Source organism: Cupriavidus sp. 05N38 (assembly GCF_056397345.1).
Genome location: NZ_JBFTNF010000045.1, coordinates 1 through 24,843 on the forward strand (window position 1 = coordinate 1; position 24,843 = coordinate 24,843).

Here is a 24,843-nt window from a genome sequence, read left to right on the forward strand (position 1 = left end):
CCGCCGCGCCGTCCTCCGGCGTGACTGGCAGCGCCGCCCACGCCAGCCCCTCGGTACGCAAGTTCGCGCGCGAACTGGGCGTGGACGTGTCGCGCGTGGCGGGCACCGGTCCCAAGGGCCGTATCACCCAGGACGACGTCCAGGCCTTCGTCAAGGGTGTGATGAGCGGCCAGGCCGCGGCGCCGGCGCAAGCCGCGGCTGCCCCGGCCGGCGGCGCAGGGCTGAACCTGCTGCCGTGGCCGAAGGTCGATTTCAGCCGCTTCGGCGAGGTGGACAGCAAACCGCTGTCGCGCATCAAGAAGATCTCGGGCGCCAACCTGCACCGCAACTGGGTCATGATTCCCCACGTCACCAACAATGACGAGGCGGACATCACCGAGCTGGAAGCCTTCCGCGTGCAGCTGAACAAGGAAAACGAGAAGTCCGGCGTCAAGGTCACCATGCTGGCCTTCATCATCAAGGCCACCGTGGCGGCGCTGAAGAAGTTCCCGAACTTCAATGCCTCGCTCGACGGCGACAACCTCGTCTACAAAAAGTACTTCAACGTCGGCTTCGCGGCCGATACGCCGAACGGGCTGGTCGTGCCGGTGCTCAAGGACGCGGACAAGAAGGGCGTGATCGAGATCAGCCGGGAAATGGGCGAACTCGCCAAGGCCGCGCGCGACGGCAAGCTCAAGCCGGACCAGATGCAGGGTGGCTGCTTCTCGATCTCGTCCCTGGGCGGCATCGGCGGCACGCATTTCACGCCGATCATCAACGCGCCGGAAGTGGCCATCATGGGCGCCAGCAAGTCGGCCATGAAACCGGTCTGGGATGGCAAGCAGTTCGTGCCGCGCCTGATCCTGCCGCTGTCGCTGTCGTACGACCATCGTGTCATCGACGGTGCCGACGCGGCGCGTTTCAACGCGTATATCGGCCAGCTGCTGGCGGACTTCCGCCGCATCATCCTTTAAGGCGGGCAGGGCGCGCGCGGTTCGCCGCGCGTGCCTTCCAACCGCCGGACTACTGTCCGCCGACCCCTGATCGCCGCCAACAGGAAGCGAAATCCATGACCACCTGCGTTGTCGTCAAGAAGGCCGGTGAAGTGGCGATTGCAGCCGATGCGCTGGTGACGTTCGGCGACACGCGGCTCACGCGTGCCTATGAGCGCAACCAGAAGGTGTTCCCGGTGGGCGAGAGCTTCGTGGCGCTGGCCGGGACCACCGCGCATTTCCCGGTCATGCGCAGCCTGCTGGCCGGGCTGGGCGAGGACTGCCGGCTGGGCTCGCGGGACGATGTCTTCCGGACTTTTCTCAAGGTGCATGAAAAACTCAAGAACGAGTATTTCATCAACACCAAGGAAGACGAGGACGACCCCTACGAGTCGTCGCAGATCGTCTGCCTGATCGCCAACCCGGCGGGTATCTTCGGCGTCTATTCGTACCGCGAAGTGTTCTCCTTCGATCGTTTCTGGGGCATCGGCTCGGGGCGCAACTATGCGCTCGGCGCCATGCACGCGGTATTCGACCGGCCGGAGCTGAGCGCGGCAGACATTGCCGGCATCGGCGTGGACGCGGGGGTGGAGTTCGACAAGAGTTCGGCGGGGCCGATCGAAGTACAGGTGGTGCAGTTGCGCGACATGCCCGGCGACGGGGCAACCAATAACGACGACGCGGCCCACATCTGAGGCGGGGCGCGTCCTTGAGGAGCAAAGCATGAGTGTGATCGAAGTCCAGGTGCCGGATATCGGCGATTTCGACGCGGTGGAAGTCATCGAGGTGCTGGTCAAGGCCGGCGATACGATCGAGGTGGAGCAGTCGCTGATCGTGCTCGAGTCCGACAAGGCCAGCATGGACGTGCCGGCATCGGCGGGTGGCAAGGTGGTCGAGGTGCGCGTCAAGGTGGGCGACAAGGTCGCCAAGGGCGCGGTGATCTGCACGGTGGAAAGCAGCGCCGCGGCCGCGCCGGCCGCACCGGCCGCTGCGCCGGCACCGGCTGCTTCGGCGCCGGCCCCCGTAGCTGCCGCCGCGCCGGCACCGGCTRCCGCCACGCATGCGGGCAGCGCCGATATCACGTGCGACATGCTGGTGCTGGGTGCAGGCCCCGGCGGCTACTCGGCCGCCTTCCGCAGCGCCGACCTCGGCATGAACACCGTGCTGGTCGAGCGCTACGGCACGCTCGGCGGTGTCTGCCTGAATGTGGGCTGCATCCCGTCCAAGGCACTGCTGCATAACGCCGCCGTGATCGACGAAGCCAAGGCGCTGGCTGCCCACGGCATCCTGTTCGGCGAAGCCAAGATCGACCTCGACGGCCTGCGCCACTACAAGGAAACCGTGGTCGGCAAGCTGACTGGCGGCCTGGCGGGCATGGCCAAGGCACGCAAGGTGCAGGTCCTGCGCGGCATCGGCAACTTCCTCGACCCGCATCACCTGGAAGTGCAGGAGACCGAGGGCGACGGCAAGGCCACCACCGGCAAGAAGACCGTGATCCGCTTCGAGAAGGCGGTGATCGCGGCCGGCAGCCAGGCGGTCAAGCTGCCGTTCATCCCCGAAGACCCGCGCATCGTCGATTCCACCGGCGCGCTGGAACTGCCGGAGGTGCCGAACAAGATGCTGGTCATCGGCGGCGGCATCATCGGGCTGGAAATGGCCACCGTGTACAGCACGCTGGGTGCGAGCATCGACGTGGTGGAAATGCTGGATGGCCTGATGCAGGGCGCCGACCGCGACCTCGTCAAGGTCTGGGACAAGATGAACAAGCTGCGCTTCGACAAGGTCATGCTCAAGACCAAGACGGTCGGCGTGGAAGCGAAGCCCGATGGCATCTACGTCAAGTTCGAAGGCGAGCAGGCGCCGGCCGAACCGCAGCGCTATGACCTGGTGCTGGTGTCCGTGGGCCGCGTGCCGAACGGCAAGAAGATCAGTGCCGAGAAGGCCGGCGTGGCCGTGACCGACCGTGGTTTCATCGAGGTCGACAAGCAGCTGCGCACCAACGTGCCGCACATCTTTGCGATCGGCGACATCGTCGGCCAGCCGATGCTGGCGCACAAGGCCGTGCACGAGGCGCACGTCGCCGCCGAGGCCGCGCACGGCGAGAAGGCCTACTTCGACGTCAAGCAGATCCCGTCGGTGGCCTATACCGATCCGGAAGTGGCCTGGGCCGGCCTGACCGAAGAGCAGTGCAAGGAGCAGGGCGTCAAGTACGCCAAGAGCGTGTTCCCCTGGGCTGCCTCCGGCCGCGCCATCGCCAACGGTCGCGACGAAGGCTTCACCAAGCTGATCTTCGACGAGGAAACCCACCGCATCATCGGTGGCGGCATCGTCGGCATGCATGCCGGCGACCTGATCAGCGAAGTCTGCCTGGCCATCGAGATGGGCGCGGATGCCGTCGATATCGGCAAGACGATCCACCCGCACCCGACGCTGGGCGAGTCGATCGGCATGGCCGCGGAGATCTACGAAGGCGTCTGCACCGACGTGCCGCCGCCGCGCAAGCGCTGAGCAACCGGCCAGCAAGATGAAAGCCCACCCTTCGCGGTGGGCTTTCTTTTCTCAAGCTTTGCAATTAACGGCCAAGCGTTTTAAACCACAATCCTGCGCGGCTCTGCCGCGAGAAAAACCTCGCTGCCAGAGGTGGGGCGGCATGGAATCGGGGGAGGGGGCGAACCCGGGCGGTGTGCCGGTGGCTGCGCGCCGCGCGCACAAAAAAACCCGGCGCATGGCCGGGCATTAACGGTACTGGAATACAAGGAAACCGGGATACCGAGGAGACATCGGTCGAGGGCAGGGGACTTGGGGGGCTGGTTGCCTCACCGGGTTCCTGAGTCCCTTCGTTGGCAAAACGCACTGGACGGTCCAGCGGCGCTTTGCCAACGAACCGGCCGAAGCCGGTTCGTCTACCGTGCGCGCTGCTTAGGCGGCGGTCGGAGCCTTCTTGGTCGCGGTGCGAGCCGTGGCGCTGGCTTGCTGGGCGGCCTTGGTGGCGGCCGAAGCGGCTGCCTGGAAGTTGCTTTCAGCAATTTCAACAGCCTGCTTGGTGGCCTTCTGGACCGACTCGTAGGCGTTGTTGGCGGCGCTGATCGCCGACTTCACGATGGCCACGGTCGATTCCGAACCGGCCGGTGCATTCTTGGCGAGGTTCTCGACCAGGGATTGCACCTTCTTCGAGTTTTCGGCCAGTTGGGCTTCAGCCACCTTGGTGAATTCCGACTGGGTTTCCGAAGCGATTTCGTACAGGTGACGGCTGTAGGCCAGGGTCTTTTCTGCGACCGGCTGCACCAGCGAAGCCTGGATGGCCAGGAATTCCTGGGGGTCCTTGGCGGACAGCGCCTTCTTGGCGTTGTCGACGTTTTCGGCGAAAGTGGCCTTGACCACTTGCAGGTTCAGTTCGACCAGCTTTTCAACGCCTTCGAAGGCCTTGGTGGTCAGGCCAACCAGGGTTTCCAGATTAGCTTTTTGCGCCGCGGCGACTTGTTCCGGGGTGAAGTTCATGCGAGTCTCCAAAAATGAAGTTCAAGATCATGCAAAATTAGGCCGCCCAGATGTCAAAGCCATGACGAACAACAACTTTTCGTCTGCCAGCCCCAGGCGTTGGGGGTTATCGGCGCGTTCCGTTTGCCTGGCAAACTCGGATGGTGCGCCGCAACAATTCCTATTCTAGGGGAAAGAAATCGGGTGTCAAGCGCTTCTTGTGCATTGCACAAAGAAGTTTCGCTGAACCCATCGGCAAGTAGCAGAAGGGTCACGCCGGCTGGTCATATCGTGAGGTGCTGCCGCCACTTGCCGATCGTTCTGCGCGGACGCCCGGGGCGGGGCGGTGCTACCATCGCGGTCTGCCGGAATCGCTGCCTGTGTCGATGCAACCGGTCGTCCGCCGCCGGTTTCCCTTCATGCTTGCCTTCTACGCTGATCATTTCGTCCTGCCCCTGCCCGAGGGCCACCGCTTCCCGATGTGCAAGTACAGCATGCTGAGGGAGGCGGTCGTGCGCGACGTTGCCGGGCTGGCGCTGGTCGAGGCGCCGCGTGCCGGGGACGACGCCCTGTTGCTGGCGCACACACGCGAATATGTCGATAGCGTCTCGCGCGGGCAGCTCGATGCGGCGCGCCAGCGCGAGATCGGCTTCCCATGGTCGGAGGCGATGGTGGAGCGTTCGCGGCGCTCGGCCGGCGCCACCATCGAGGCCTGCCGCACCGCGCTGCGCGAGGGCATTGCCGTCAACCTGGCCGGCGGCACGCACCATGCCTATGCCGACAAGGGCGGCGGATTCTGCGTCTTCAACGATGCCGCCATCGCCGCGCGCCAGCTGCGCCGCGATGGCCTCGTGACACGCGTGGCGGTGGTGGACCTGGATGTGCACCAGGGCAATGGCACCGCCTCCATCCTGCGTGATGACCCTTTCGTCTTCACGCTCTCGCTGCACGGCGAGAAGAACTACCCCTTCCGCAAGGAAGCGAGCGACCTCGACGTGGGCCTGCCAGACGGCTGCGACGACGACGCCTATGCCGAGGCGCTGCAAGGTGCGCTCGATACGCTGTTCGCGCGCTTCGCGCCGGACCTGATCATCTATCTCGCCGGCGCGGATCCGCATGAGGGCGACCGTCTCGGCCGCCTCAAGCTGACGCTCGCCGGCCTGGCCCGCCGCGACACCCTGGTGTTCGATGCCGCCCTGCGACGGGGCCTGCCCGTAGCCGTGGCCATGGCCGGCGGCTACGGCAACCATATCGAGGACACCGTGGCGGTACACGCACAAACCATCGGGCTGGCGGCCCGGTATCAAGCGCGCTATGCGGCGCGCCCGAACCCGGCCACCGCCGGTGGCATTGCGCAGGCGGTCTCCCGATGAGCGCCGGCAGCCAGGCCGGCGCGCTGCGCGGCACATTGTGGGTGGCGGCCATGCCTTGGCTGTTCGTCGTCATCTGGAGCACCGGCTTCATCGTGGCGAAATACGGCATGCCGCATGCGGAGCCCATGACCTTCCTGTTCCTGCGCTTTGCCGGCGTCCTGGTGCTGATGGTGCCCTTCGTGGTGGCGGCGCGGGTGCGGCTGCCGCGCCGCGGCGGCGCCACTGACTGGCGCATGGTGGGGCATATCGCGCTGGCCGGCCTGTTCCTGCAGGCGGGCTACCTGGGCGGCGTATGGGCTGCGGTCAAGCTGGGCATGCCGGCGGGGGTGTCGGCGCTGATCGTCGGCATGCAACCGGTCCTGACCGCGGTGGCGGCCGCGCGCATGGGCGAGACCATTCGCCGGCGGCAATGGCTGGGGCTGCTGCTCGGCCTCGCCGGCGTCGGCCTGGTGGTGGCCAACAAGCTCACCGCCACCGGCTTGTCCGTGCCGAGTCTGCTGCTGGCGGTGGGGGCGCTGTTCTCGATCACCTTCGGCACGCTCTACCAGAAGCGGTACTGCCCGGTATTCGACCTGCGCATGGGTTCCGTGATCCAGTTTGCCGCGGCTGCGCTGGCCTGCCTGCCGTTCATGTTCCTGACCGAGACGCGCCATGTCGATTGGAATGCCGAGATGATCTGCGCGCTGGCCTGGTCGGTGGTGGCGCTGTCCATCGGCGCCATCTCGCTGCTCTTCCTGCTGATCCGCCAGGGCGCGGCCACCAAGGTGTCGAGCCTGATGTACCTCACGCCGCCCACCACGGCCGCCATGGCGTGGCTGCTGTTCGGCGAGAGCTTTCCGCCGCTGGCCGCGCTTGGCATGGCCCTCGCCGCCGGCGGCGTAGCCCTGGTGATCCGCCGCTAATCCCTCCATACCGTGCCCCGATGAAGCCGAACGCCGATCTCCGCAGCGCCTATCGCCACTTCCAGCCGATCACCACGCGTTGGATGGACAACGATGTCTATGGCCACGTCAACAACGTCATCTACTACAGTTATTTCGATACCGTCGTGAACACCTACCTGATCCGGCAGGGCGTGCTCGACATCGAAGCTGGCGAAACCATCGGGCTGGTCATCGAGACGCAGTGCAATTATTTCTCCGCACTGAGTTTCCCCGACACGGTGGTGGCCGGGCTGCGCGTGGCGCGGCTGGGCAATTCGAGCGTGCGCTACGAGGTCGGCCTGTTCCGCAACGACGAAGAGATTGCCGCCGCGCAAGGGCATTTCGTCCATGTCTATGTGGACCGCGCCACGCGCCGCCCGGTGCCGTTGCCGGCCGCGCTGCGCAATGCCCTGCAGGCGCTGGTGGACGAAGCGCCTGCCGCGGCGCAGTGAGACGAGGCGCAAAGGAGCCCAGGTGTATGGATTCGCAGCAGAAGCGGGATGCCATGCTGGTCGACCAGGCCATCGTCACGCGGCGCTCGGTGCGCGCTTTCCTCGATACGCCGGTGCCGCGCGAAGTGGTCAACGAGATCCTGGCCGTGGCCAGCCGCGCCCCTTCCGGCACCAACGTGCAGCCGTGGAGGGTGTACGTCCTGACCGGCGACGCCAAGCTCAGGCTGTCGGCCGACGTGCTCGCCGCCTATGACGATCCGCAGCGCGACAGCAAATACCGCGAGGAATATCCGTACTATCCGCGCGAGTGGGTCACGCCCTATATCGACCGCCGCCGCAAGGTCGGCTGGGACCTGTACAGCCTGCTGCAGATCAGCCGCGAGGACAATGCCCGCATGCGTGCGCAGCATTCGCGCAACTTCACGTTCTTCGGCGCGCCGGTGGGCATGATCTTCACCATCGATCGCATCCTGGAGCAGGGCAGCTGGCTGGACTACGGCATGTTCCTGCAAAGCATCATGGTGGCCGCGCGTGCGCGCGGCCTGGATACCTGTCCGCAGGCTGCGTTCACCCAGTTCCATGCGGTCATTGCCCGCCACTTGCGGCTGACGGCGGACGAAATGGTGGTCTGCGGCATGTCGCTGGGCCATGCCGACCCGGCGGCCATAGAGAATACCCTTAGTACGGAGCGTGAACCGGTAAGCGAGTTCGCGCGTTTTCTTTCTTGAGGAGCAGATAGCAGAGTAACCGTCGTGTATCGATGCAGTGCGCAACCCGTTTTTTCCGGTCGCCGGATGCCTTCTCGATCCGGGCTGGCGTGGTGCGTGCTTGCGGTGGAATTACCACAGTCCGAGTCGGGCGAGCGCCACGTGTTGTGTGATGTCTGACCCGCTTTTTTCATAATGTGGAATTGTTTGCAAATCGAACTTTAAAGAGGCTTCGTAAGTCTTTAATCTTGCTAACAATTTCTTTTTTTCCTAAACTGGCGCCATCCTAGCTGCGCGCTGAATGAATCATGTTCCGGTCTGATTCCACCCTATTCTCCAGATTCTTCGGCTCTGTCCCTCTGACGACGGTAGCGGCTTCCATGCTGCTGACCGTCTCCATGCTGGCCGCCCCCACGGTCGATGCCGCCACCAAATCGGAAACGGCACAATCCAGCAAAAAGTCGACAAAAGTCTCCAAGTCCGAAAAAAAATCGGCAAATTCCTCTAAATCCAAGCAGGCTGCCAGCACTGCCGAGCGCGTTACCACGCGCAAGGTGGTCGTGCTCAGGAACGGCAAGCGCCATGTGATCGCACAACGCCAGGCGATGCCGGTGCATGCGGCGTTCACGCCGGCCAAGCCGTCGCTCGGCGAGGCGCTCGGCCTGCGCAACACGGAAGATGCGCTGGCGCTGCGTTCCAGCGTGGCGCTGGTGATGGACCAGAGCACCAACGAGGTGCTGTTCCAGAAGAATTCCGCTGCGGTCCTGCCCATCGCCTCCATCACCAAGCTGATGACGGCACTGGTCGTGATGGACTCGCACCTGCCGATGGATGAAGTCCTCACCATCAGCGAAGACGATCGCGACAACGAGAAGCACAGCAGCTCGCGCCTGCGTTTCGGCACGCAGCTCAGCCGCCAGGAACTACTGCTGCTGGCGCTGATGTCTTCCGAGAACCGTGCTGCATCCGTGCTGGGCCGCAGCTACCCGGGCGGCTTGCCGGCCTTCGTGCAGGCGATGAACCGCAAGGCGCGCGAGCTGGGCATGAACGACAGCCACTTCGTCGATTCCAGCGGTCTGTCGAGCAGCAATGTCTCGAGCGCGGTAGACCTGGTGCGCATGGTCAACGCGGCCTACCGCAATCCCACCATCCGCGAGTACTCCACGCAGACCGAGCATGAAGTCAATGTGCTTGGCCGCACCCAGCACTACGTCAGCACCAACCGCCTGGTGCGAGGCGGCAACTGGGAGATCGGCCTGCAGAAGACCGGTTTTATCTCCGAGGCTGGCCAGTGCCTGGTGATGCAGGCGCGCGTGAACGGCCGCAACGTGGTGATGGTGTTCCTCGATTCGGTGGGCAAGCTCTCGCGTTTCGCCGACGCAACCCGCGTGAAGGACTGGCTGGAGCATTCGCCCTCCAGCCCGGCCCGCCCTTTCCCAACCTCGCCCAACCTGACGCAAGGGACGCCCAACAGCCCCCAGGCGGTTCTGGCCGCCCAGCAGCCTCRTGGCATCTGATGGCGGCCCCGGAGTGAGCGGCCAGGCGGCGAGCCTGGCCATCGGTCCGCGCAATTCGAAGAACAAAAAACGCGCCGGTGACGGCGCGTTTTTTGTTGGGTAGCGCACGCGGGCAGGGCGCTCAGAGCAGCTTGCCGGGATTCATGATGCCGGCCGGATCGAGCAACTGCTTGATGCCCTGCATCAGGCGCAGCTCCAGCGGATCCTTGAGGCGCAGGAAATCATCGCGCTTGAGCTGGCCGATGCCGTGCTCGGCGCTGATGCTGCCGCCGTAGCGCGCCACTTCGTCCAGCACCTCGGCGCTCAGCGCCTTGCCGTGCACGGCCGCCCAGTCGCGCTCGGCGCCGGCGGGACGCGACAGGTTGTAGTGGAGGTTGCCGTCGCCGAAGTGGCCGAAGATAAACGGGCGGATGCTGGGGCTGAGCGCCTTCAGGCGCGTCTCCATCGACACCATGAACGCCGGGATCTGTTCGATCGGCAGCGAGACATCGTGCTTCAGGTGCGGGCCGTCGGCACGCTGCGCCTCCGAGATTTCCTCGCGCAGTTTCCACAAGCCTTGCAGCTGCGCGAGCGAGGCCGAAACCGCCGCGTCCAGGCACAGTTCGCGCTCCAGCGCTTCGCCAATCACGCGTTCGAGCAGCGCGTTGAGCGCCTCCTCGTCGGTGGTGTCCGCCAGTTCCACCAGCACGTAGGCCGGATAGCGCTGGCCGAACGGTTCCTGGACGCCTTCGGCATGCCTGAGGACCAGGTCGACGCAATCGCCGGTGAAGAACTCGAACGCCTGCAGGCGCGCGCCGCATTGTTCAAAGAGCAGCTCGAACAGCGCGAGCGACTGCTGCGGCGACGCCACCGCGGCCAGCACCACTGAGCGTGCATCGGTGCGCGGGAACAGTCGCAGCGCGGCGGCCGTGATCACGCCGAGCGTGCCTTCCGAACCAATCAGCAATTGCTTGAGGTCATAGCCGGTGTTGTCCTTGCGCAAGGCGCGCAGCCCATGGAAGATCTCGCCGTTCGGCAGCACGGCTTCCACGCCCAGCACCAGCTCGCGCGTCATGCCGTAGCGCACCACGTTGACGCCGCCGGCGTTGGTCGCGAGGTTGCCGCCGATCTGGCAGGAGTCCTCGGCCGCCAGGCTGAGCGGCAGCAGGCGATGGGCCTCGGCCGCCGCGCGCCGCAGGTTGCCGAGAATGCAGCCGGCTTCGGCCACCATCGTGTTGGCGATGGTGTCGATCGAGCGGATTGCATTCATGCGGTCCAGGCTCAGCACGACGTTGGCGGGGCTGCTGTCCGGCGCGGCGCCTCCGCACAGCCCGGTATTGCCGCCGCGCGGCACCACCGGCACCGCCGCCTGCTGGCACAGTGCCAGGCAGCGCGCCACGTCATCCGCCGAGCGCGGCCGTACCACGGCCTGAGCGTTGCCACGGTAGAGGCCGCGCCAGTCGGCAAGCCAGGGCGCTACCTGGTCAGGCTCGGTGGCGACCACGTCGGGGCCCAGGGCTTCGACCAGGCGGGGCAGGAAAGCGGGATTTTGCATGGTGGTTCAATCCGGTAGGACGGCGCGGCTCAGGCCGCTGGATGGGATGGATTCGGGATGCGCGATGCGATCGGCAGGCCCAGCCGTACGGCCGCGCCTTGCAGGTGCGATACCGCGGCCGCGCACGCGCGCCCGGCGTCGCCTGCGCGGATGGCATGGAAGATGGCCAGGTGTTCCTGGTGGACCTGCTCCGACAAGCCTTCCTGCTGGCGCGTATTGAGCCGCGCCGCGTGCACGGCCTGGTGCAATTGGAGGTTCAGGTATTGCAGCAGCTGCAGGTAGTAGGGATTGTGCGTGGCCGCCGCGATTGCCACATGGAAGGCCGTATCGGCTTCTACGCTGCGGTGCGGGTCGTGCAACTGCGTGGCAAGCTGGTCGAGCAGCGCCTGCATGTGCGTCAAGTCTGCCGCGGTGCGCCGCTGCGCGGCCAGGGCCGCGGCGGCGCTCTCCAGGTCGAGCCGCAGCTCGTAGATGCTGGCAAGCTCGTCGCGGTCCATGCCGATTTCCTGCGGCAGCCGGAAGCCGGCGTTGCCGACACGGGACAACACCGTGCTGCCGAGCCCCTGACGGCTTTCCACCAGTCCCTGCGAGCGCAGGTGCTCCGTGACTTCGCGAATCACGGCGGGGCTGACGCCGTAGCGCTCTGCGAGCTGCTTGCCCGAGGGCAGGCGGGCGCCGACGGGATGGATTCCGTCCGCGATCTCCGCGCGCAATTGCTGGGTGACCTGTTCGGTAAGCGTAATGGCCTTGGTTCGCATGCCCCGCAGCATACGGCTATTCAGGTTATCTGAAAACCACGGGTAAACCCTTTAAAGACGCGAGGCAGTCGCAGACAGCCGGCGAATCCGGTACGCAAGGCGCGCGACGGCGAGCGGGGAAGAAGGCAGGGAAAGGGAGGAAGCGAGGATAGAACGAGGCGCGGGCGGCGCGTTGCGTAGCCCATGCCGCGCGAGATCTGCAGCGCGGTGTCCTTCAGGTTCTGCAGCCAGCTGTCCTGCAGGCGGTCGGCGGGGGCCGACAGCGACAGGCCGGCGACCAGCCGGCGCGAATCGTCATAGATGCCGGCTGCGATGCAACGCACGCCGAGCTCGAGTTCCTCGTTGTCGCGTGCGTAGCCGTTGGTGCGCACCCAGTTGAGCTCGCGCTCGAGCTTGACCGGGTCGGTGATGGAGGTACGCGTATGGCCGGCCAGGCCAGTACGGGTGGCATAGTTGCGCACCCGGCTAACCTCGTCGGCCGCCAGGAACAGCTTGCCGACCGAAGTCAGGTGCAGCGGCGCGCGTCCGCCAATGGCGCGCACCACCTGCATGCCGGAGCGTTCGCTGTAGGCGCGCTCGATGTACACGATCTCGTCGCCCTGGCGCACCGACAGGTTGACGGTCTGTCCCGTCACGCGATGCAGCGCGCRCATCGGTGCCAGCGCCGCGTCACGTACCGACAGGCGTGCCTTGACCAGGTTGCCAAGTTCCAGCAGCCGCATGCCGAGCCGGTAGCTGCCGGGATCGGAGCGATCGACGAAGCGGCAGGCCACCATATCGTTGAGGATGCGGTGCGCGGTGGAGGGATGCAGGCCAGTGGCCAGCGACAGCTCCTTCAGGCTCACGGGATCGGCATGCTGCGCCAGCGAGTCCAGCAGGGTCATCATGCGCTCGATGACCTGGATGGACGTCTTGCCGGGTTCTTTCTCTGCTTCTGCCATGGGGAAATGTTGCCGTGCGGCAAATTAAGCGGTTGCCTGATTCTATCTCGCATTGTGAAAATTTCAATAGGTGAAATGCGATTGCCGCACGAAACCTCGCATTCCGCGGCCGGCGCGCATCGCCGCAGACGTTTGCGCAAGCTGGCAAATTTACCCGCGTGCCATCCAGCCGAGGGATGCGCCGCGGTGCGCGAAAGCGCATAATTGCGACGTTTCGGGGTCTGGAAAAAAGGGAAACAATGCGAGTTGGCCTGTTCGCCACCTGTCTGGTGGACCTCATGCGTCCGGAGATCGGCTTTTCGGTGCTGAAGCTGCTGGAGAAGGCGGGATACGAAGTGATGGTCCCCGAGGCACAGACCTGCTGCGGGCAGCCTGCCTACAATTCTGGCGAGCGCGCCGTGGCGCGTGACCTGGCGGAGAAATTCCTGCGCGAGTTCGAGATGTTCGACTACGTGGTGATCCCGTCCGGCTCGTGCGGCGGCATGGTGCTGCATCACTATGCCGACCTGCTGCGCGACGACCCGGAGCTCAACGGCCGCTACGAAACCCTGCGCGCCCGCGTGTTCGAGCTGACCGACTTCCTCGTCAACGTCGCCCGGCTGGGCGAGTTCGATTCGAAGTTCGCCGGCCACATCACTTACCACGATTCCTGCTCCGGGCTGCGGGAGCTGGGCGTCAAGAGCCAGCCGCGCGCCTTGCTGGCGCAACTGCCCGGCGTGCAGCTCAGCGAGATGAAGGACTGCGAGGCGTGCTGCGGGTTCGGTGGCACCTTCTCGGTCAAGTACGGCAACATCTCGACCGCCATCGTCGACGAGAAGTGCGCCAATATCAAGGCCAGCGGCGCCGATGCCGTGGTGCTGGGCGACCTGGGCTGCATCCTGAATATCGAAGGCCGCCTGCGCCGCACGGGCGATACGCGTACCCAGGTCCTGCATATCGCGCAGGTGCTGGCCGGCGACGCCTGAGCGCCGCCGCCTGACGACAGACCTCAGACCGACCTCAGACCGACCTCAGACAGACTTCAGCGAGATCCCCGCTATGCAAGTTCGCAGCATGGAATTCAAGGCGCGCGCGGGCCAGAAGCTGGCCGACCAGCGCCTGCAGCAGAACCTCAAGAAGCTCTCCACCAAGTTCGTCACGGCGCGCGCCGACGCGATCCGCGACATCGACTTCGATGCCACGCGCGAAGCGCTCAAGGAGCGCCGCAACCGCGCGCTGGACAACCTCGACGTGTGGCTCGCCACCTTCGAGGAAAACGCCACCCGCCGCGGCGCTACCGTGCTGTTTGCCGAGACCACCGCCGACGCCGCGCGGCTGGTCGCGGAGATCGCGCAGAAGCACGGCGTGAAGAAGGTCATCAAGAGCAAGTCGATGGTGACCGAGGAGATGCGCCTGAACCAGGTGCTCGGCGAGATGGGCGTGCAGAGCATCGAGACCGATCTTGGCGAGTACATCCTGCAGATCAACGATGCCGAGCCGCCCTCGCACATCATTGCGCCGGTGGTGCACAAGGACAAGGAAGAGATCGCCGACCTGTTCGCCCGGGTCCACCACAAGCCACGCCTGACCGATATTCCCGAGATGACGCGAGAGGCGCGCGAAGTGCTGCGCCCGGAATTCCTCTCGGCCGACATGGGCGTGACCGGCGGCAATTTCATCATCGCCGAGACCGGCTCGGTGGCCGTGGTGACCAACGAGGGCAACGAAGGCATGTGCACGGTGATGCCGCGSGTGCACGTGGCCGTGACCGGYATCGAGAARGTGYTGCCSACGCTGGAAGACCTGGYCACCGTGATGCGCCTGCTGCCGCGCTCGGCCACCGGCCAGGCGATCTCCAACTATTTCTCGCTGCTCACCGGCCCGCGCGCCGAAGGCGAGCGCGACGGCCCGGAGCATATGTACTTCGTGCTGGTCGACGGCGGGCGCAGTGGCCTGATCGGCGGCGAGTTCCAGGAGATGCTGCGCTGCATCCGCTGCGGCGCCTGCATGAACCACTGCCCGGTCTACCAGAAGATCGGCGGGCATGCCTACGGCTGGGTCTACCCCGGGCCGATGGGCAGCGTGCTGACGCCTAGCTATGTCGGGCTGAACAATGCGCTGGACCTTCCGCAGGCGGCTACGCTGTGCGGCGAATGCAACCGCGTTTGCCCGGCCTCGATCCCGCTCTCGGACCTGCTGCGCAAGCTGCGCGAAAAACAGATGGAGCGCGGCCTGCGGCCCTGGCAGGAGCGGCTCGGCCTGAAGGCCTGGGGCTACGTGGCCAGCCGGCCAGGCCTCTATGCTTTCGCCACCCGCATCGGCGCGCGCTTGCTGGCGCGCATGGGCGGCAGCAACAAGCTGATCGCCAGCCTGCCGATGGCTGGCCGCGGCTGGACCGAAACCCGCGACATGCCGGCCCCCGGCGGCCGCACGTTCCGCGAACTCTACAAGGAAAGGAGGGCGCGCCGATGAGTGCTTCTACAGGAAATTCGACAGCACTGGCGGGCATGCGCGCGGCGCTGGAGCAGCATCTGGGCGGCTCGCTGGGCGCCGACGCACTGGTGCGCGCCTGGCGCGAAGCCGCGCCCGCGCTGACGCTGCCGCCCGTGTTCGGGCAGGCGATGGAAGAACTGCTGCGCAGGCTGGAGATGTCGGCCGTGTTCGCGCAGGACAGCTGCTCATTCTCGAGTTCGGCGGTGACCGACCAGATGAAGCGGTGGCTGGACAAGGCGGCTACCGTCTGAGCATCGGCGTCGCCGACCCTGCCATCGCGCACCGGAAGGGAAAAAGCAAAAGGCCCCCGCCGGGAATGGCGGGGGCCTTTTGCATTCGTGCCGGAGCGGGGATCAGCTCAGCAGCAACGCATCGTCATCGAGCTGCTCATGCCGCGTCTGCTCGAACATGCGCAGCAGATCCGGCACGTCGAGCCCGGCACGCTGTTCGCCGGAGACGTCGAGCACCACTTGTCCCTGGTGCAGCATCACCGTGCGCTGGCCGTAGTCCAGCGCCTGTCGCATGCTGTGCGTGACCATCATGGTGGTGAGCTTGCTCTCTTCCACGATCTTGGCGGTCAGCTCCAGCACGAAGGCGGCGGTCTTGGGATCCAGCGCGGCGGTGTGCTCGTCGAGCAGCAGGATGCGCGAGGGCTGCAACGAGGCCATCAGCAGGCTGACCGCCTGGCGCTGGCCGCCCGAGAGCAGGCCGATACGGTCCGTCAGGCGGTTTTCCAGGCCCAGGTTGAGCAGGCGCAGCTTGTCGCGGAACAGCTCGCGCGAGGGCTTGTTGAGCGCTGCGCGGAAGCCGCGGCGGCTGCCGCGCGCCATGGCCAGCGCCATGTTTTCCTCGATCGTCAGCGCCTCGCAGGTGCCCGCCATCGGGTCCTGGAACACGCGCGCCACCAGGGGAGCGCGGTCCCAGGCCGGCTTGCGGGTGACATCGACGTCATCGATGGTGATGCGCCCCGTGTCCACCATCTGGTCGCCACTGATGGCGTTGAGGAAGGTCGACTTGCCGGCGCCGTTGGAGCCGATCACGGCCACGAACTGGCCGGTCGGGATATCCAGGCTGAGGCCGCGCAGGGCGCGCGTCTCGATCGGGGTGCCGGGATTGAAGGTGAGTTTCAGGTCTTGTGCGCGCAGCATCTCAGGCACCTCCCTTGCGGCCGAACAGCTTCTTGCGGGTGCCCGGCAGCACCAGGGCGCCGGTGACCAGCACGGCGGTGACCAGGTTCAGGTCTTGCGCCTTGAGGCCGATGAACTCGCTGTTGAGCGCGAGCGCGATGAAGAAGCGGTACAGGATGGCGCCCAGCACCACGGCCAGCGTGGTGTACACCAGCCGGCGCGCCGGCAGGATGCTTTCGCCGATGATCACCGCGGCCAGGCCGATCACGATAGTGCCTATGCCCATGGAGATGTCGGAGCCGCCCTGGGTCTGCGCGAACAGCGCGCCCGCCAGTGCCACCAGGCCGTTGGACAGCGCCATGCCGGCCAGCGTGGCGCGGCCGGTGGCGATGCCCTGGGAGCGCGCCATGCGCGGGTTGGCGCCGGTGGCGCGCATGGCCAGGCCGAGCTGCGAGGAGAAGAACCAGTCGAGGCCGAGCTTGGCCACGATCACCACGACCAGCAGCAGTGCGGGGCGCAACATGTAATCCGGCAGCCAGTCAGGCTGCAGGATGGTGAAGATGGTGGATTCGGTGATCAGCGGCACATTGGGCTTGCCCATGATGCGCAGGTTGACCGAGTACAGCGCGATCATCATCAGGATACTGGCCAGCAGGTCCATGATCTTGAGGCGCACATTGAGCCAGCCGGTGACGAAGCCGGCAAAGGCGCCCGCCACGATCGCCAGCGCGGTGGCCACGAAGGGATCCTGGCCCGCGGCAATCAGCGTGGCCGCCACGGCGCCGCCCAGCGGGAAGCTGCCGTCGACGGTCAGGTCGGGAAAGTTGAGGATGCGGAAGGAAATCAGCACCCCCAGGGCGACGAGGCTGAAGATCAGGCCGATCTCCAGTGCACCCAGGATGGAAAAGAGGGACATGGGGAAATCCAGTTGCTGTTTCCGGCACGGGGGGCCGGATCTGAAACGCCTGGCGCGCCGCCCGGATCAGGCGGCGCGCCACGGGCGTTCCGGGGCGGGCCCGGGTAAGGCCGGCGGCGGGGCCAACCGCGCGCCAGGGCGCGCGGGGTCAGCGTGCCGTATTACTTGATGACGGTCTTCGCTTCCTTGATCAGCTCGGGCGACAGCGTCACGCCTTGCTTTTCGGCCGCGCCGGTGTTCACGAACAGTTCGAGCTTGTCGCTGGTCTCGGAGGCGATCGCGCCGGGCTTCTCGCCCTTCAGGATGCGCACCACCACCTTGCCGGTCTGGTGGCCGAGGTCGCCGTAGTTGATGCCCAGGGCCGCGATGGCGCCGCGCTTCACGCTGTCGGTGTCAGCCGCCACCAGCGGGATCTTCGATTCGTTGGCGACCTTGACCAGGGCTTCGTACGCCGACACCACATTGTTGTCGGTGTTGGTGTAGATCACGTCGACCTTGCCGATCAGGCTCTTGGCGGCGGCGCCGATGTCAACCGTGCGCGGTGCGGCGGCTTCCTTGAGCGCCAGGCCGTCCTTGGCCAGCAAGGCCTTCAGTTCCTTGACCACCACCACCGAGTTGGCTTCGCCCGGGTTGTAGACCATGCCCACGGTCTTGACCTTGGGCACCACGCGCTTGATCAGCGCAACCTGGCGGTCCAGCGGCAGCTTGTCCGACACGCCGGTCACGTTGGTGCCCGAAGCGCCCCAGCCCTTCACCAGCTGGGCAGCGACCGGATCGGTCACGCCGGAATACACCACCGGCACCGACTTGGTGGCGGCAACCACGGACTGGGCCGACGGCGTCGCGATGGCAACGATCACGCTGGGCTGGTCGCCGACGAACTTGCGGGCGATCTGGGCGGCGGTGCCGGTGTTGCCCTGCGCGCTCTGGTATTCCCACTTCAGGTTCTTGTCGGCGTCGTAGCCGGCGGTCTTCAGTTCGTCGCGCACGCCATCACGGATGGCGTCGAGCGCGGGGTGGTCGACGATCGAAAGCACCTTGACGGTCTGGGCCTGCACGGCGCCGCCGTACAGCAGCGCGAGGGCGACGGCGCTGCCCAGGATGGTCTTGGTCGATGTCTTCAGGCACTTCATGGTCTTGTTCTCCCCCGGATATGGGTTCTGGGTGGTAAGCCGCTGTTCGTTGTTGCCGATCAGGCTCGGTCCGCCGTCCTGACTGGCCGCCGACCGGATCCGGTCGGCACGGGCCAGCCGCTCCGTGGCGTGGCGAGCCGCCTGGCGGCGGGCAGGCGCCTCGCTGCGGCGCCACGGTTGCGACGGCGATAAGCCTGCGAGGATACCATTTTCGCCGCGCGATTTGCCCGGTTTGCCCCGTTCTAGTGCGTCGGTGGGGAGCAAGCCGGGCGCGGCAGGGGCTTACTGGGCAGGGTTGTGGATCGCGGCGTGGATGCGCTCGATACCCGCGGCGATGTCTGCCGAAAGCGGCACCTGCCAGGCATCGATGTTCTCGCGCAGTTGTTCCACCGAAGTGGCGCCGACGATCGTGCTCGCCGCGAACCAGCGCGAGTAGGTCCAGGCCAGCGCCAGCGTGGCCGGCGAGATGCCGTGTTCGCGCGCCAGCTTCACGTAGCGGGCCGAGGCGGCCAGGCTGTCCGGGCGCAGGTAGCGCGGGCTCCACTCGGGCGGGAAGCGCGTCAGGCGTCCCTGGGCCTGCGTGTCGAACACCGGCTGCTCGGGCGTGCCGCCGATGTATTTGCCGGTCAGCTGGCCGAAGGCCAGCGGGCTGTACACCAGCAGGCTCACGTCGGTGCGGAAGCAGGCCTCGTCCGTGCCTTGCTCGAAGCTGCGATTGAGCAGGTTGTACGGATTCTGGACGGTGGCGATGCGCGGCAGGCCGTGCAGCTCGGCCTGCTTGACGAACTCCGCCACGCCCCACGGCGTCTCGTTGGACACCCCCACGTAGCGGATCTTGCCGGCGCGCACCAGCTCGCCCATGGCTTCGAGCTGGGCCTGGACCGACGCGCATTCGCGCTCCTTGGCCGGGTCGAACTGCTTTTGCCCGAAGATCGGCGCGTTGCGGGCCGGCCAGTGGATCTGGTAGAGATCGATGTAGTCGGTCTGCAGGCGCGCCAGCGAGGCGTCCACGGCGGCGCGGATGCTCTCCGGCGTCAGGTCGCCGCCATTGCGGATCCACGGCATGCGCGCCGGGCCGGCGACCTTGGTGGCCAGCACGATGCGGTCGCGCTGCTGGCGCTTGAGCCAGCTTCCGACGATGCGCTCGGTGCTGCCGTAGGTCTCGGCGCGCGGCTTGACCGGGTACATCTCGGCGGTATCGATGAAGTTGATGCCGCGCGACACGGCGTAATCGAGCTGGTCGTGGCCTTCGGCTTCGGTGTTCTGCTCGCCGAAGGTCATGGTGCCGAGGCAGATGCGCGAGACCTGCAGGTCACTGCGGCCCAGACGGATGGTTTCCATGGCGTTCCTTGTCACGCTGAGGGTGGGGTGGACGAGTGCGAGGCGCAGACGATACGGCTACGGCAGTATGCCGGCGTGCGGCCGTGCGCGTCAGGCGCGCAGCGCGTCCGCGCATTCCTTGACCAGTGCCGGCCCGCGGTAGATCAGTCCGCTGTACACCTGCACCAGTTGCGCGCCGGCGGCGATCTTGGCGCGTGCGTCGGCGCCGCTGAAGATGCCGCCCACGCCCACGATGGGTACCGCGTCGCCGACCACCGCGCGCAGGCCTTCCACCACGCGCGTGGAAGCCGCGAACACCGGCCGGCCGGACAGGCCGCCGGCTTCCTCGCCGTGCGGCATGCCCTTGACCGCGTCGCGCGCGATGGTGGTGTTGGTGGCGATCACGCCGTCGATGCGGTGGCGGACCAGGGCGTCGCCGATATTGCCGATCTGGTCGGCATCGAGATCGGGGGCGATCTTGAGCGCCAGCGGCACATAGCGCTTGTGCTGGTCGGCCAGGCGCTGCTGCGCGTCCTTGAGCGTGGAGAGCAGGCTGTCCAGCTCGCTCGCGCCCTGCAGCTGGCGCAGGTTCTTGGTATTGGGCGAGGAGATGTTGACCGTGACGTAGCTGGCGTGCGGATAGACGCGCTCCAGGCAGTGCAGGTAGTCGTCCACCGCACGCTCGATCGGGGTGTCGGCGTTCTTGCCGATGTTCAGGCCCAGCACACCGCCCCTGGCTTTCCATTCGGACGCATTGACGTTGGCGATGAAGGCGTCCACGCCGCCGTTGTTGAAGCCCATGCGGTTGATCAGCGCATCGGCCTGCGGCAGGCGGAACATGCGCGGGCGCGGATTGCCGGCCTGCGCGCGCGGCGTCACGGTGCCCACCTCGATAAAGCCGAAGCCGAAGGCGGACAGCCCGTCGATATAGGCGCCATCCTTGTCCAGCCCGGCGGCCAGGCCGACAGGGTTGGGGAAGCGCACGCCCATCACGGTGCGCGGGTCGTCGGCGATGGTGTTGCCGAGGCAGCCCGCCAGCCCCAGGCGTTTGGCGCGCCGCAGGTTGTTCAGGGTGAAGTGGTGGGCATCCTCCGCATCCATCGAAAACAGGGCGGGGCGAAACAGGGGGTAGAGCGCGTTCAGCACGGGGAGTCAGCTTGGAAGTCGGGACCAGGCCGGCATTGTAACGGTTGAGCCGCCACCAGGCCTGCCGGGCCTGCCGGGTTTGCACAACGCCGCAGGCCGGCGCCTGGCTACCGGCCGGGCAGGTTCTCGCTTGCGCCGTCCTCGTCGCCGGGCTGCGACGGGATCACGGGTGCCGCCGTCGGCGAGCCCGGTGGCGCAGGGACGGGCGGCGCGTCGAACGAGCGCCACTGGTTGCCGGTCAGCACCTGGAGCGGCTGGTAGCGCGCCTTGTAGGCCATCTTGCGGCTGTCGGCGATCCAGTAGCCAAGGTAGAGATGGGGCAGGGCGAGTTCCCGCGCCTGCCGGATCTGCCACAGGATGTTGTAGGTGCCATAGCTGGCGCCCGTCTCCAGCGGATCGTAGAAGGTGTAGACCGAAGACAGTCCGTCGTCGAGCACGTCGATCATGCTGACCATGCGCAGGCGCCCGGCCTGCGGCGAGCCCGGCGGCTCGCGGAACTCCACCAGGCGGGAGTTGACGCGGCTTTGCAGCAGGAACTGCTCGTACTGGTCGCGGCTGTCCTGGTCCATGCCGCCGCCGGCGTGGCGCATCGACTGGTACAGCAGATATAGCGCGTAGTGCTCTTCGACGTAGGTCAGCGGCGCCACCAGCGCCTGCAGGTCCTGGTGCTGCCGCCAGGCGCGGCGCTGGCTGCGGTCCGGCTGGAAGCGGTCCACCAGCACGCGGCAGGGCGTGCAGGCGTGGCATTCGTCGCAGTAGGGCCGGTAGGTGAAGATGCCGCTGCGGCGAAAGCCGGCACGCACCAGCCGCGAATAGACGTCGGCATTGATCAGGTGGGCCGGGGTGGCTACCTGCGAGCGCGCCATGCGCCCGTCGAGATAGCTGCAAGCGTAGGGCGCAGTGGCGTAGAACTGCAGCGCGGAAAGGGGTAGTTCCTTTAGCTTGCTCATGTGTCTGCAACGGCCAGAGGTGAAACGGCAAGGCGGGGAAGCCGTCCGCGCCGCGCCCGCCGGGCTTGCGGCCAAGGCGCCGGGCGACCCGCTAGGCCTGGGCCGGATCCGCAGCCTGAGTCCAATGCTGCAGCACCGTCTTGTCGAAGCGCCACGGCACGATTTCCGGCTGGCGGGTGGCGATGCGCACATGCGCCGCGAACTCCGCGCGGGGAATCGGGCTGGCGCCGAGCGAGGCCAGGTGGTCGGTTTCCTGCTGGCAGTCTATCATCGCCACGCCGTGCATGCCGAGGAACGCGCATAAGGCGGCCAGTGCGATCTTGGACGCATCGGTGCGCCGCGCAAACATCGATTCACCGTAGAACATGCGCCCCAGCGCCACGCCGTACAGGCCGCCCACGCGCTCGCCGCGGTACCAGCTTTCCACGCAGTGGGCCAGGCCGTTGCGATGCAGTGCACCATAGGCGGCGATGATGTCTTCGGTGATCCAAGTGCCGTGCTGTCCGTCGCGGGGCGTGAGGGCGCAGGCCTGCATTACCTCGACGAAATCGACGTCGATGCGGATTTCCCAGTCCGGGTCGCGCAGCACGCGCTTGAGGGTCTTGCGGAAGGTGGCGGAGACGCGCAGCGCCTGCGGCGCCAGCACCATGCGGGGGTCCGTGCTCCACCACAGCACCGGCTGGCCCTCGGCGTACCAGGGGAAGATGCCTTGCCGGTAAGCCAGCAGCAGGCGCTGGGCCGACAGTTCGCGGCTGGCCGCGAGCAAGCCGGGCGCGTCCGTGCCCGGGCCGAGCGCACGCTCGACCGGCGGAAACGGATCATGCGGATCCAGCCAGGTGATCATGCAGGATTGACGGGCTTGCGGGCAGCGGGGGTTTGCCTCGGGATGGATGGACCAGGAATCAGGGCTCGACCGTGGCGCGGCTGGTAAGCGGGCGCATCGGCTTGTCGATATCCAGGCTGTGCAGGCGGAAGCTGCCGTCGGCCAGCCGGCCCGCGGCACGGTCGGCGAAGAAGCATCGCAGCGAGTGGATCACGGTGGGGAAGGCCAGTTCGTCCCACGGAACGTCCGCCTCTTCCACCAGCTTCACTTCCAGGCTTTCCTCGCCCGCGCTGATATCGAGATCCTCCAGCGTGGCCAGGTAGAACATGTGCACCTGATGGACATGCGGCACATTCAGGATCGAAAACAGTTCGCCGACCTGTACGCGCGCGCCGGCTTCCTCCAGTGTCTCGCGCGCGGCGCCCTGCGCGGTGGTCTCGCCGATTTCCATGAAGCCGGCCGGCAGCGTCCAGAAGCCATAGCGGGGTTCGATCGCGCGCTTGCACAGAAGGACCTTGTCCTCCCACACGGGAATGGTGCCGACCACATTGCGCGGGTTGACGTAATGGATGGTGCCGCAGCTCTCGCACAGGTGGCGCGGGCGCGAGTCGCCTTCGGGGATGCGCAGCACGACCGCATGGCCGCAGTTCGAGCAGAATTTCATGAGGGGCGTCCGGGAGGAATGGCGAAAGTGTATCACCGCCGACGGACGCTGCCGGGCGGTGGGATGCGCTGGGGCAGGGGGGATTCGGGAATGTCCGGATGCCGATGTAGATCGTCCGGCGCACAAAACAAAAAACGCCCGTGATGGGCGTTGTCTTGTGTCTCGACGACCGTTGCATCGAACTGCACGGCGTTGGTTGCGGGGGCAGGACTTGAACCTGCGACCTTCGGGTTATGAGCCCGACGAGCTGCCAACTGCTCCACCCCGCGTCCGTCGAAGAAAAAGATTATATGGTAATTCCTTTTGCATTGCAACACCCCAGTCACAATTTGGTGTCGGGGGGCGCAGCGGGAACGCCATGCAGGTTGGACTGCATGGCGCGGCGCGGCGCGGCGTTCACTCGCGCCGGGGCGCTGTCGCGGCCGGCAGCCAGGAGTCGGCGGGGAACTGGAAACTGTCGCGCTGCAACAGGTCGTCGCGCTGCCAGATGACGCGGTCGGGCCGCACGGTCAGCATCCAGGTGGTCGTCACGAGCGGGTGTGGTTCGGCAAAGGCGCGTGGCGTCAGGAGTGCCGCGCAGGGGCCGTGGCCGGGATCGCGCACCGAGGTATAGCGGATCATGCCGAGGCCGGCCTCGCGCGCTGAACGTGCCAGCGCATGGCAGGCATCGTAGTTGTCGGGGTCGGTCCATCTGGCCGCGTCTTCCGCGAACGGGGGCGCATCGAGTGCGATGCCGTCGGTGCGCACGCTGACCTGGAACAACGTGTGCGGACGCGCGTCGATGCGCGGCAGCGCGGGGCTGTCGCGCAGGAAGCGCCAGCGCCAGTAGCCAAGCTCGGCGCAGGCGGTGCGGATCTGCTCCGCGCCATAGAACACGCCCGGATCCTGCTCTCCACGAAAACGCGAGCCCCAGAGCGAAGGCGGGTAGCGGAACGGCGTGAACAGGAGATAGTGGAGGTGGCGCGCCTCGGCCGGCACGGCGGGCTTGCCGGCATCGAGCACGGCCTCCAGCACGGCCTGTTCTTCCAGGCTGTCGACCAGCGGCATGGTCGAGACCACGTGCTGCGCCTCCACCGCGCGCCAGAGCGTCAGCGCGAACGGCCGGCGCTCAGACGCGACCGCGGGTTGCATCCAGATAGTGGACGACACGTACCAGGCCCTCGGTAGTGCGGATCAGATCGCTCGGCTTGCCGCCGAGAGCCAGGTTTTCGTTGGCCAGCCAGAGGCGGGCCTGGTCGCTGTGGCCCAGGATGGCGTCGAGCGAGCGGAACAGGCGCACGAACAGCACGCCGAACTCCCACTCCTTGCGGTGCGAATCGAGCACGTAGCCGCCCGAAGCCATGCGCGACACCGATGCCGTGCTGATGCCCAGCACGCTGGCCACGCCTGCCTGGCTGATGCCCAGGAAGCCGGCCGCGCGCATGACGGCCTTGGTCAGGGTGGTGCCGGGATCCGGACTGGCTGCTGAGCCACGGTCAGGAATACGCTCGGATACATGGTCGGAAACTTGCCTGGTTTGCATCGCCTCGCTCCTGTTTCTTGAGAAACATTATAGGCGCCACGTTTCGCAAGGGAAGCACTAAACAACACCTTGCGGATAATCTCCCGGGAAGTCCCGGCGTGGTCCCTGCGTCTCTTG

At 66.4% G+C, this 24,843-nt stretch carries 24 protein-coding genes, 1 tRNA gene and 1 pseudogene; 11 read left to right on the top strand and 15 right to left on the bottom strand.

Annotated elements, in window-relative coordinates; genetic code table 11:
* The 3 genes from AC1DK4_RS27310 to lpdA form a co-directional block, all read left to right on the top strand.
* Window positions 1-953, top strand: a 953-nt coding sequence (locus tag AC1DK4_RS27310) for a dihydrolipoyllysine-residue acetyltransferase (RefSeq protein WP_477131898.1), incomplete at its 5' end; no start/stop codon positions are given.
* A gap of 95 nt (window positions 954-1,048) precedes the next feature.
* Window positions 1,049-1,666, top strand: coding sequence for an Ntn hydrolase family protein (locus AC1DK4_RS27315; RefSeq protein ID WP_441616121.1), 618 nt, complete (start codon window positions 1,049-1,051; stop codon window positions 1,664-1,666).
* A 28-nt stretch (window positions 1,667-1,694) separates the two neighbouring features.
* On the top strand, window positions 1,695-3,479 hold the full coding sequence (gene lpdA, locus AC1DK4_RS27320) for a dihydrolipoyl dehydrogenase (RefSeq protein ID WP_477131899.1): 1,785 nt from the start codon (window positions 1,695-1,697) through the stop codon (window positions 3,477-3,479).
* A gap of 411 nt (window positions 3,480-3,890) precedes the next feature.
* On the opposite strand, the gene phaP1 is transcribed toward lpdA, so the two are convergent.
* A complete protein-coding gene (gene phaP1, locus AC1DK4_RS27325) occupies window positions 3,891-4,469 on the bottom strand; it encodes a TIGR01841 family phasin PhaP1 (RefSeq protein WP_441616117.1) in 579 nt (192 codons plus the stop codon).
* Window positions 4,470-4,867: 398 nt separating this feature from the next.
* Here phaP1 and AC1DK4_RS27330 point away from each other — a divergent pair, with 398 nt between their 5' ends.
* The 5 genes from AC1DK4_RS27330 (at window position 4,868) to pbpG (ending at window position 9,420) form a co-directional block, all read left to right on the top strand.
* Entirely contained in the window at window positions 4,868-5,821 is a 954-nt protein-coding gene (locus AC1DK4_RS27330; protein WP_441616115.1) for a histone deacetylase family protein, read from the top strand.
* Window positions 5,818-6,723 (top strand): DMT family transporter, encoded by a 906-nt coding sequence (locus AC1DK4_RS27335; protein WP_441616113.1) that lies wholly within the window; start codon window positions 5,818-5,820, stop codon window positions 6,721-6,723. The genes AC1DK4_RS27330 and AC1DK4_RS27335 overlap by 4 nt, the downstream gene beginning before the upstream one ends.
* Before the next feature lie 20 nt (window positions 6,724-6,743).
* Window positions 6,744-7,196 (top strand): acyl-CoA thioesterase, encoded by a 453-nt coding sequence (locus AC1DK4_RS27340; RefSeq protein WP_441616111.1) that lies wholly within the window; start codon window positions 6,744-6,746, stop codon window positions 7,194-7,196.
* 26 nt (window positions 7,197-7,222) lie between these two features.
* Complete coding sequence (locus AC1DK4_RS27345; protein WP_441616109.1) at window positions 7,223-7,924, top strand: nitroreductase; 702 nt, start codon at window positions 7,223-7,225, stop codon at window positions 7,922-7,924.
* Between the two features lie 287 nt (window positions 7,925-8,211).
* Window positions 8,212-9,420, top strand: a complete 1,209-nt coding sequence (gene pbpG, locus AC1DK4_RS27350; RefSeq protein WP_477131900.1) for a D-alanyl-D-alanine endopeptidase — start codon at window positions 8,212-8,214, stop codon at window positions 9,418-9,420.
* Between the two features lie 121 nt (window positions 9,421-9,541).
* Here the strand turns inward: pbpG and AC1DK4_RS27355 are convergent, their stop codons facing one another.
* From AC1DK4_RS27355 to AC1DK4_RS27365, 3 genes and pseudogenes are all read right to left on the bottom strand, one after another.
* Window positions 9,542-10,954 carry an FAD-binding oxidoreductase gene (locus tag AC1DK4_RS27355; protein WP_441616105.1) on the bottom strand — a complete coding sequence of 471 codons (1,413 nt, stop codon included), beginning with the start codon at window positions 10,952-10,954 and terminating at the stop codon, window positions 9,542-9,544.
* 29 nt (window positions 10,955-10,983) lie between these two features.
* Window positions 10,984-11,712, bottom strand: coding sequence for a FadR/GntR family transcriptional regulator (locus tag AC1DK4_RS27360; RefSeq protein ID WP_441616103.1), 729 nt, complete (start codon window positions 11,710-11,712; stop codon window positions 10,984-10,986).
* 176 nt (window positions 11,713-11,888) lie between these two features.
* Window positions 11,889-12,653 (bottom strand): annotated as a pseudogene (locus AC1DK4_RS27365) (IclR family transcriptional regulator); the annotation flags it as partial.
* Between the two features lie 239 nt (window positions 12,654-12,892).
* Here AC1DK4_RS27365 and AC1DK4_RS27370 point away from each other — a divergent pair.
* The 3 genes from AC1DK4_RS27370 to AC1DK4_RS27380 all read left to right on the top strand — a co-directional run bounded on the left by AC1DK4_RS27370 (window position 12,893) and on the right by AC1DK4_RS27380 (window position 15,376).
* Window positions 12,893-13,618 carry a (Fe-S)-binding protein gene (locus AC1DK4_RS27370; protein WP_441616099.1) on the top strand — a complete coding sequence of 242 codons (726 nt, stop codon included), beginning with the start codon at window positions 12,893-12,895 and terminating at the stop codon, window positions 13,616-13,618.
* A gap of 73 nt (window positions 13,619-13,691) precedes the next feature.
* Window positions 13,692-15,104, top strand: coding sequence for a LutB/LldF family L-lactate oxidation iron-sulfur protein (locus AC1DK4_RS27375; RefSeq protein WP_477131901.1), 1,413 nt, complete (start codon window positions 13,692-13,694; stop codon window positions 15,102-15,104).
* Complete coding sequence (locus tag AC1DK4_RS27380; protein WP_441616095.1) at window positions 15,101-15,376, top strand: hypothetical protein; 276 nt, start codon at window positions 15,101-15,103, stop codon at window positions 15,374-15,376. Before AC1DK4_RS27375 ends, AC1DK4_RS27380 begins: the two co-directional genes overlap by 4 nt.
* Before the next feature lie 102 nt (window positions 15,377-15,478).
* On the opposite strand, the gene AC1DK4_RS27385 is transcribed toward AC1DK4_RS27380, so the two are convergent.
* The 11 genes from AC1DK4_RS27385 to AC1DK4_RS27435 all read right to left on the bottom strand — a co-directional run bounded on the left by AC1DK4_RS27385 (window position 15,479) and on the right by AC1DK4_RS27435 (window position 24,726).
* Window positions 15,479-16,273 carry an ABC transporter ATP-binding protein gene (locus tag AC1DK4_RS27385; RefSeq protein WP_441616094.1) on the bottom strand — a complete coding sequence of 265 codons (795 nt, stop codon included), beginning with the start codon at window positions 16,271-16,273 and terminating at the stop codon, window positions 15,479-15,481.
* Between the two features lies 1 nt (window position 16,274).
* Window positions 16,275-17,168 carry an ABC transporter permease gene (locus AC1DK4_RS27390; RefSeq protein ID WP_441616092.1) on the bottom strand — a complete coding sequence of 298 codons (894 nt, stop codon included), beginning with the start codon at window positions 17,166-17,168 and terminating at the stop codon, window positions 16,275-16,277.
* Between the two features lie 161 nt (window positions 17,169-17,329).
* On the bottom strand, window positions 17,330-18,301 hold the full coding sequence (locus AC1DK4_RS27395) for an ABC transporter substrate-binding protein (RefSeq protein WP_441616090.1): 972 nt from the start codon (window positions 18,299-18,301) through the stop codon (window positions 17,330-17,332).
* Window positions 18,302-18,583: 282 nt separating this feature from the next.
* Complete coding sequence (locus tag AC1DK4_RS27400; RefSeq protein ID WP_441616088.1) at window positions 18,584-19,642, bottom strand: aldo/keto reductase; 1,059 nt, start codon at window positions 19,640-19,642, stop codon at window positions 18,584-18,586.
* A 90-nt stretch (window positions 19,643-19,732) separates the two neighbouring features.
* Window positions 19,733-20,767, bottom strand: a complete 1,035-nt coding sequence (locus AC1DK4_RS27405; protein WP_441616086.1) for a quinone-dependent dihydroorotate dehydrogenase — start codon at window positions 20,765-20,767, stop codon at window positions 19,733-19,735.
* A gap of 107 nt (window positions 20,768-20,874) precedes the next feature.
* A complete protein-coding gene (locus AC1DK4_RS27410) occupies window positions 20,875-21,717 on the bottom strand; it encodes an arginyltransferase (RefSeq protein WP_441616084.1) in 843 nt (280 codons plus the stop codon).
* A gap of 91 nt (window positions 21,718-21,808) precedes the next feature.
* Entirely contained in the window at window positions 21,809-22,561 is a 753-nt protein-coding gene (gene aat, locus AC1DK4_RS27415) for a leucyl/phenylalanyl-tRNA--protein transferase (RefSeq protein WP_441616082.1), read from the bottom strand.
* A gap of 58 nt (window positions 22,562-22,619) precedes the next feature.
* On the bottom strand, window positions 22,620-23,204 hold the full coding sequence (locus AC1DK4_RS27420; protein ID WP_441616080.1) for an NUDIX hydrolase: 585 nt from the start codon (window positions 23,202-23,204) through the stop codon (window positions 22,620-22,622).
* 193 nt (window positions 23,205-23,397) lie between these two features.
* Window positions 23,398-23,473: transfer RNA gene (locus AC1DK4_RS27425), tRNA-Met, on the bottom strand.
* A 127-nt stretch (window positions 23,474-23,600) separates the two neighbouring features.
* Window positions 23,601-24,353, bottom strand: coding sequence for an RES family NAD+ phosphorylase (locus AC1DK4_RS27430; RefSeq protein ID WP_441616078.1), 753 nt, complete (start codon window positions 24,351-24,353; stop codon window positions 23,601-23,603).
* Window positions 24,313-24,726: an MbcA/ParS/Xre antitoxin family protein gene (locus AC1DK4_RS27435; RefSeq protein WP_441616076.1), complete on the bottom strand. Its 414-nt coding sequence runs from the start codon at window positions 24,724-24,726 to the stop codon at window positions 24,313-24,315. The genes AC1DK4_RS27430 and AC1DK4_RS27435 overlap by 41 nt, the downstream gene beginning before the upstream one ends.
* Window positions 24,727-24,843 lie beyond the last annotated feature (117 nt).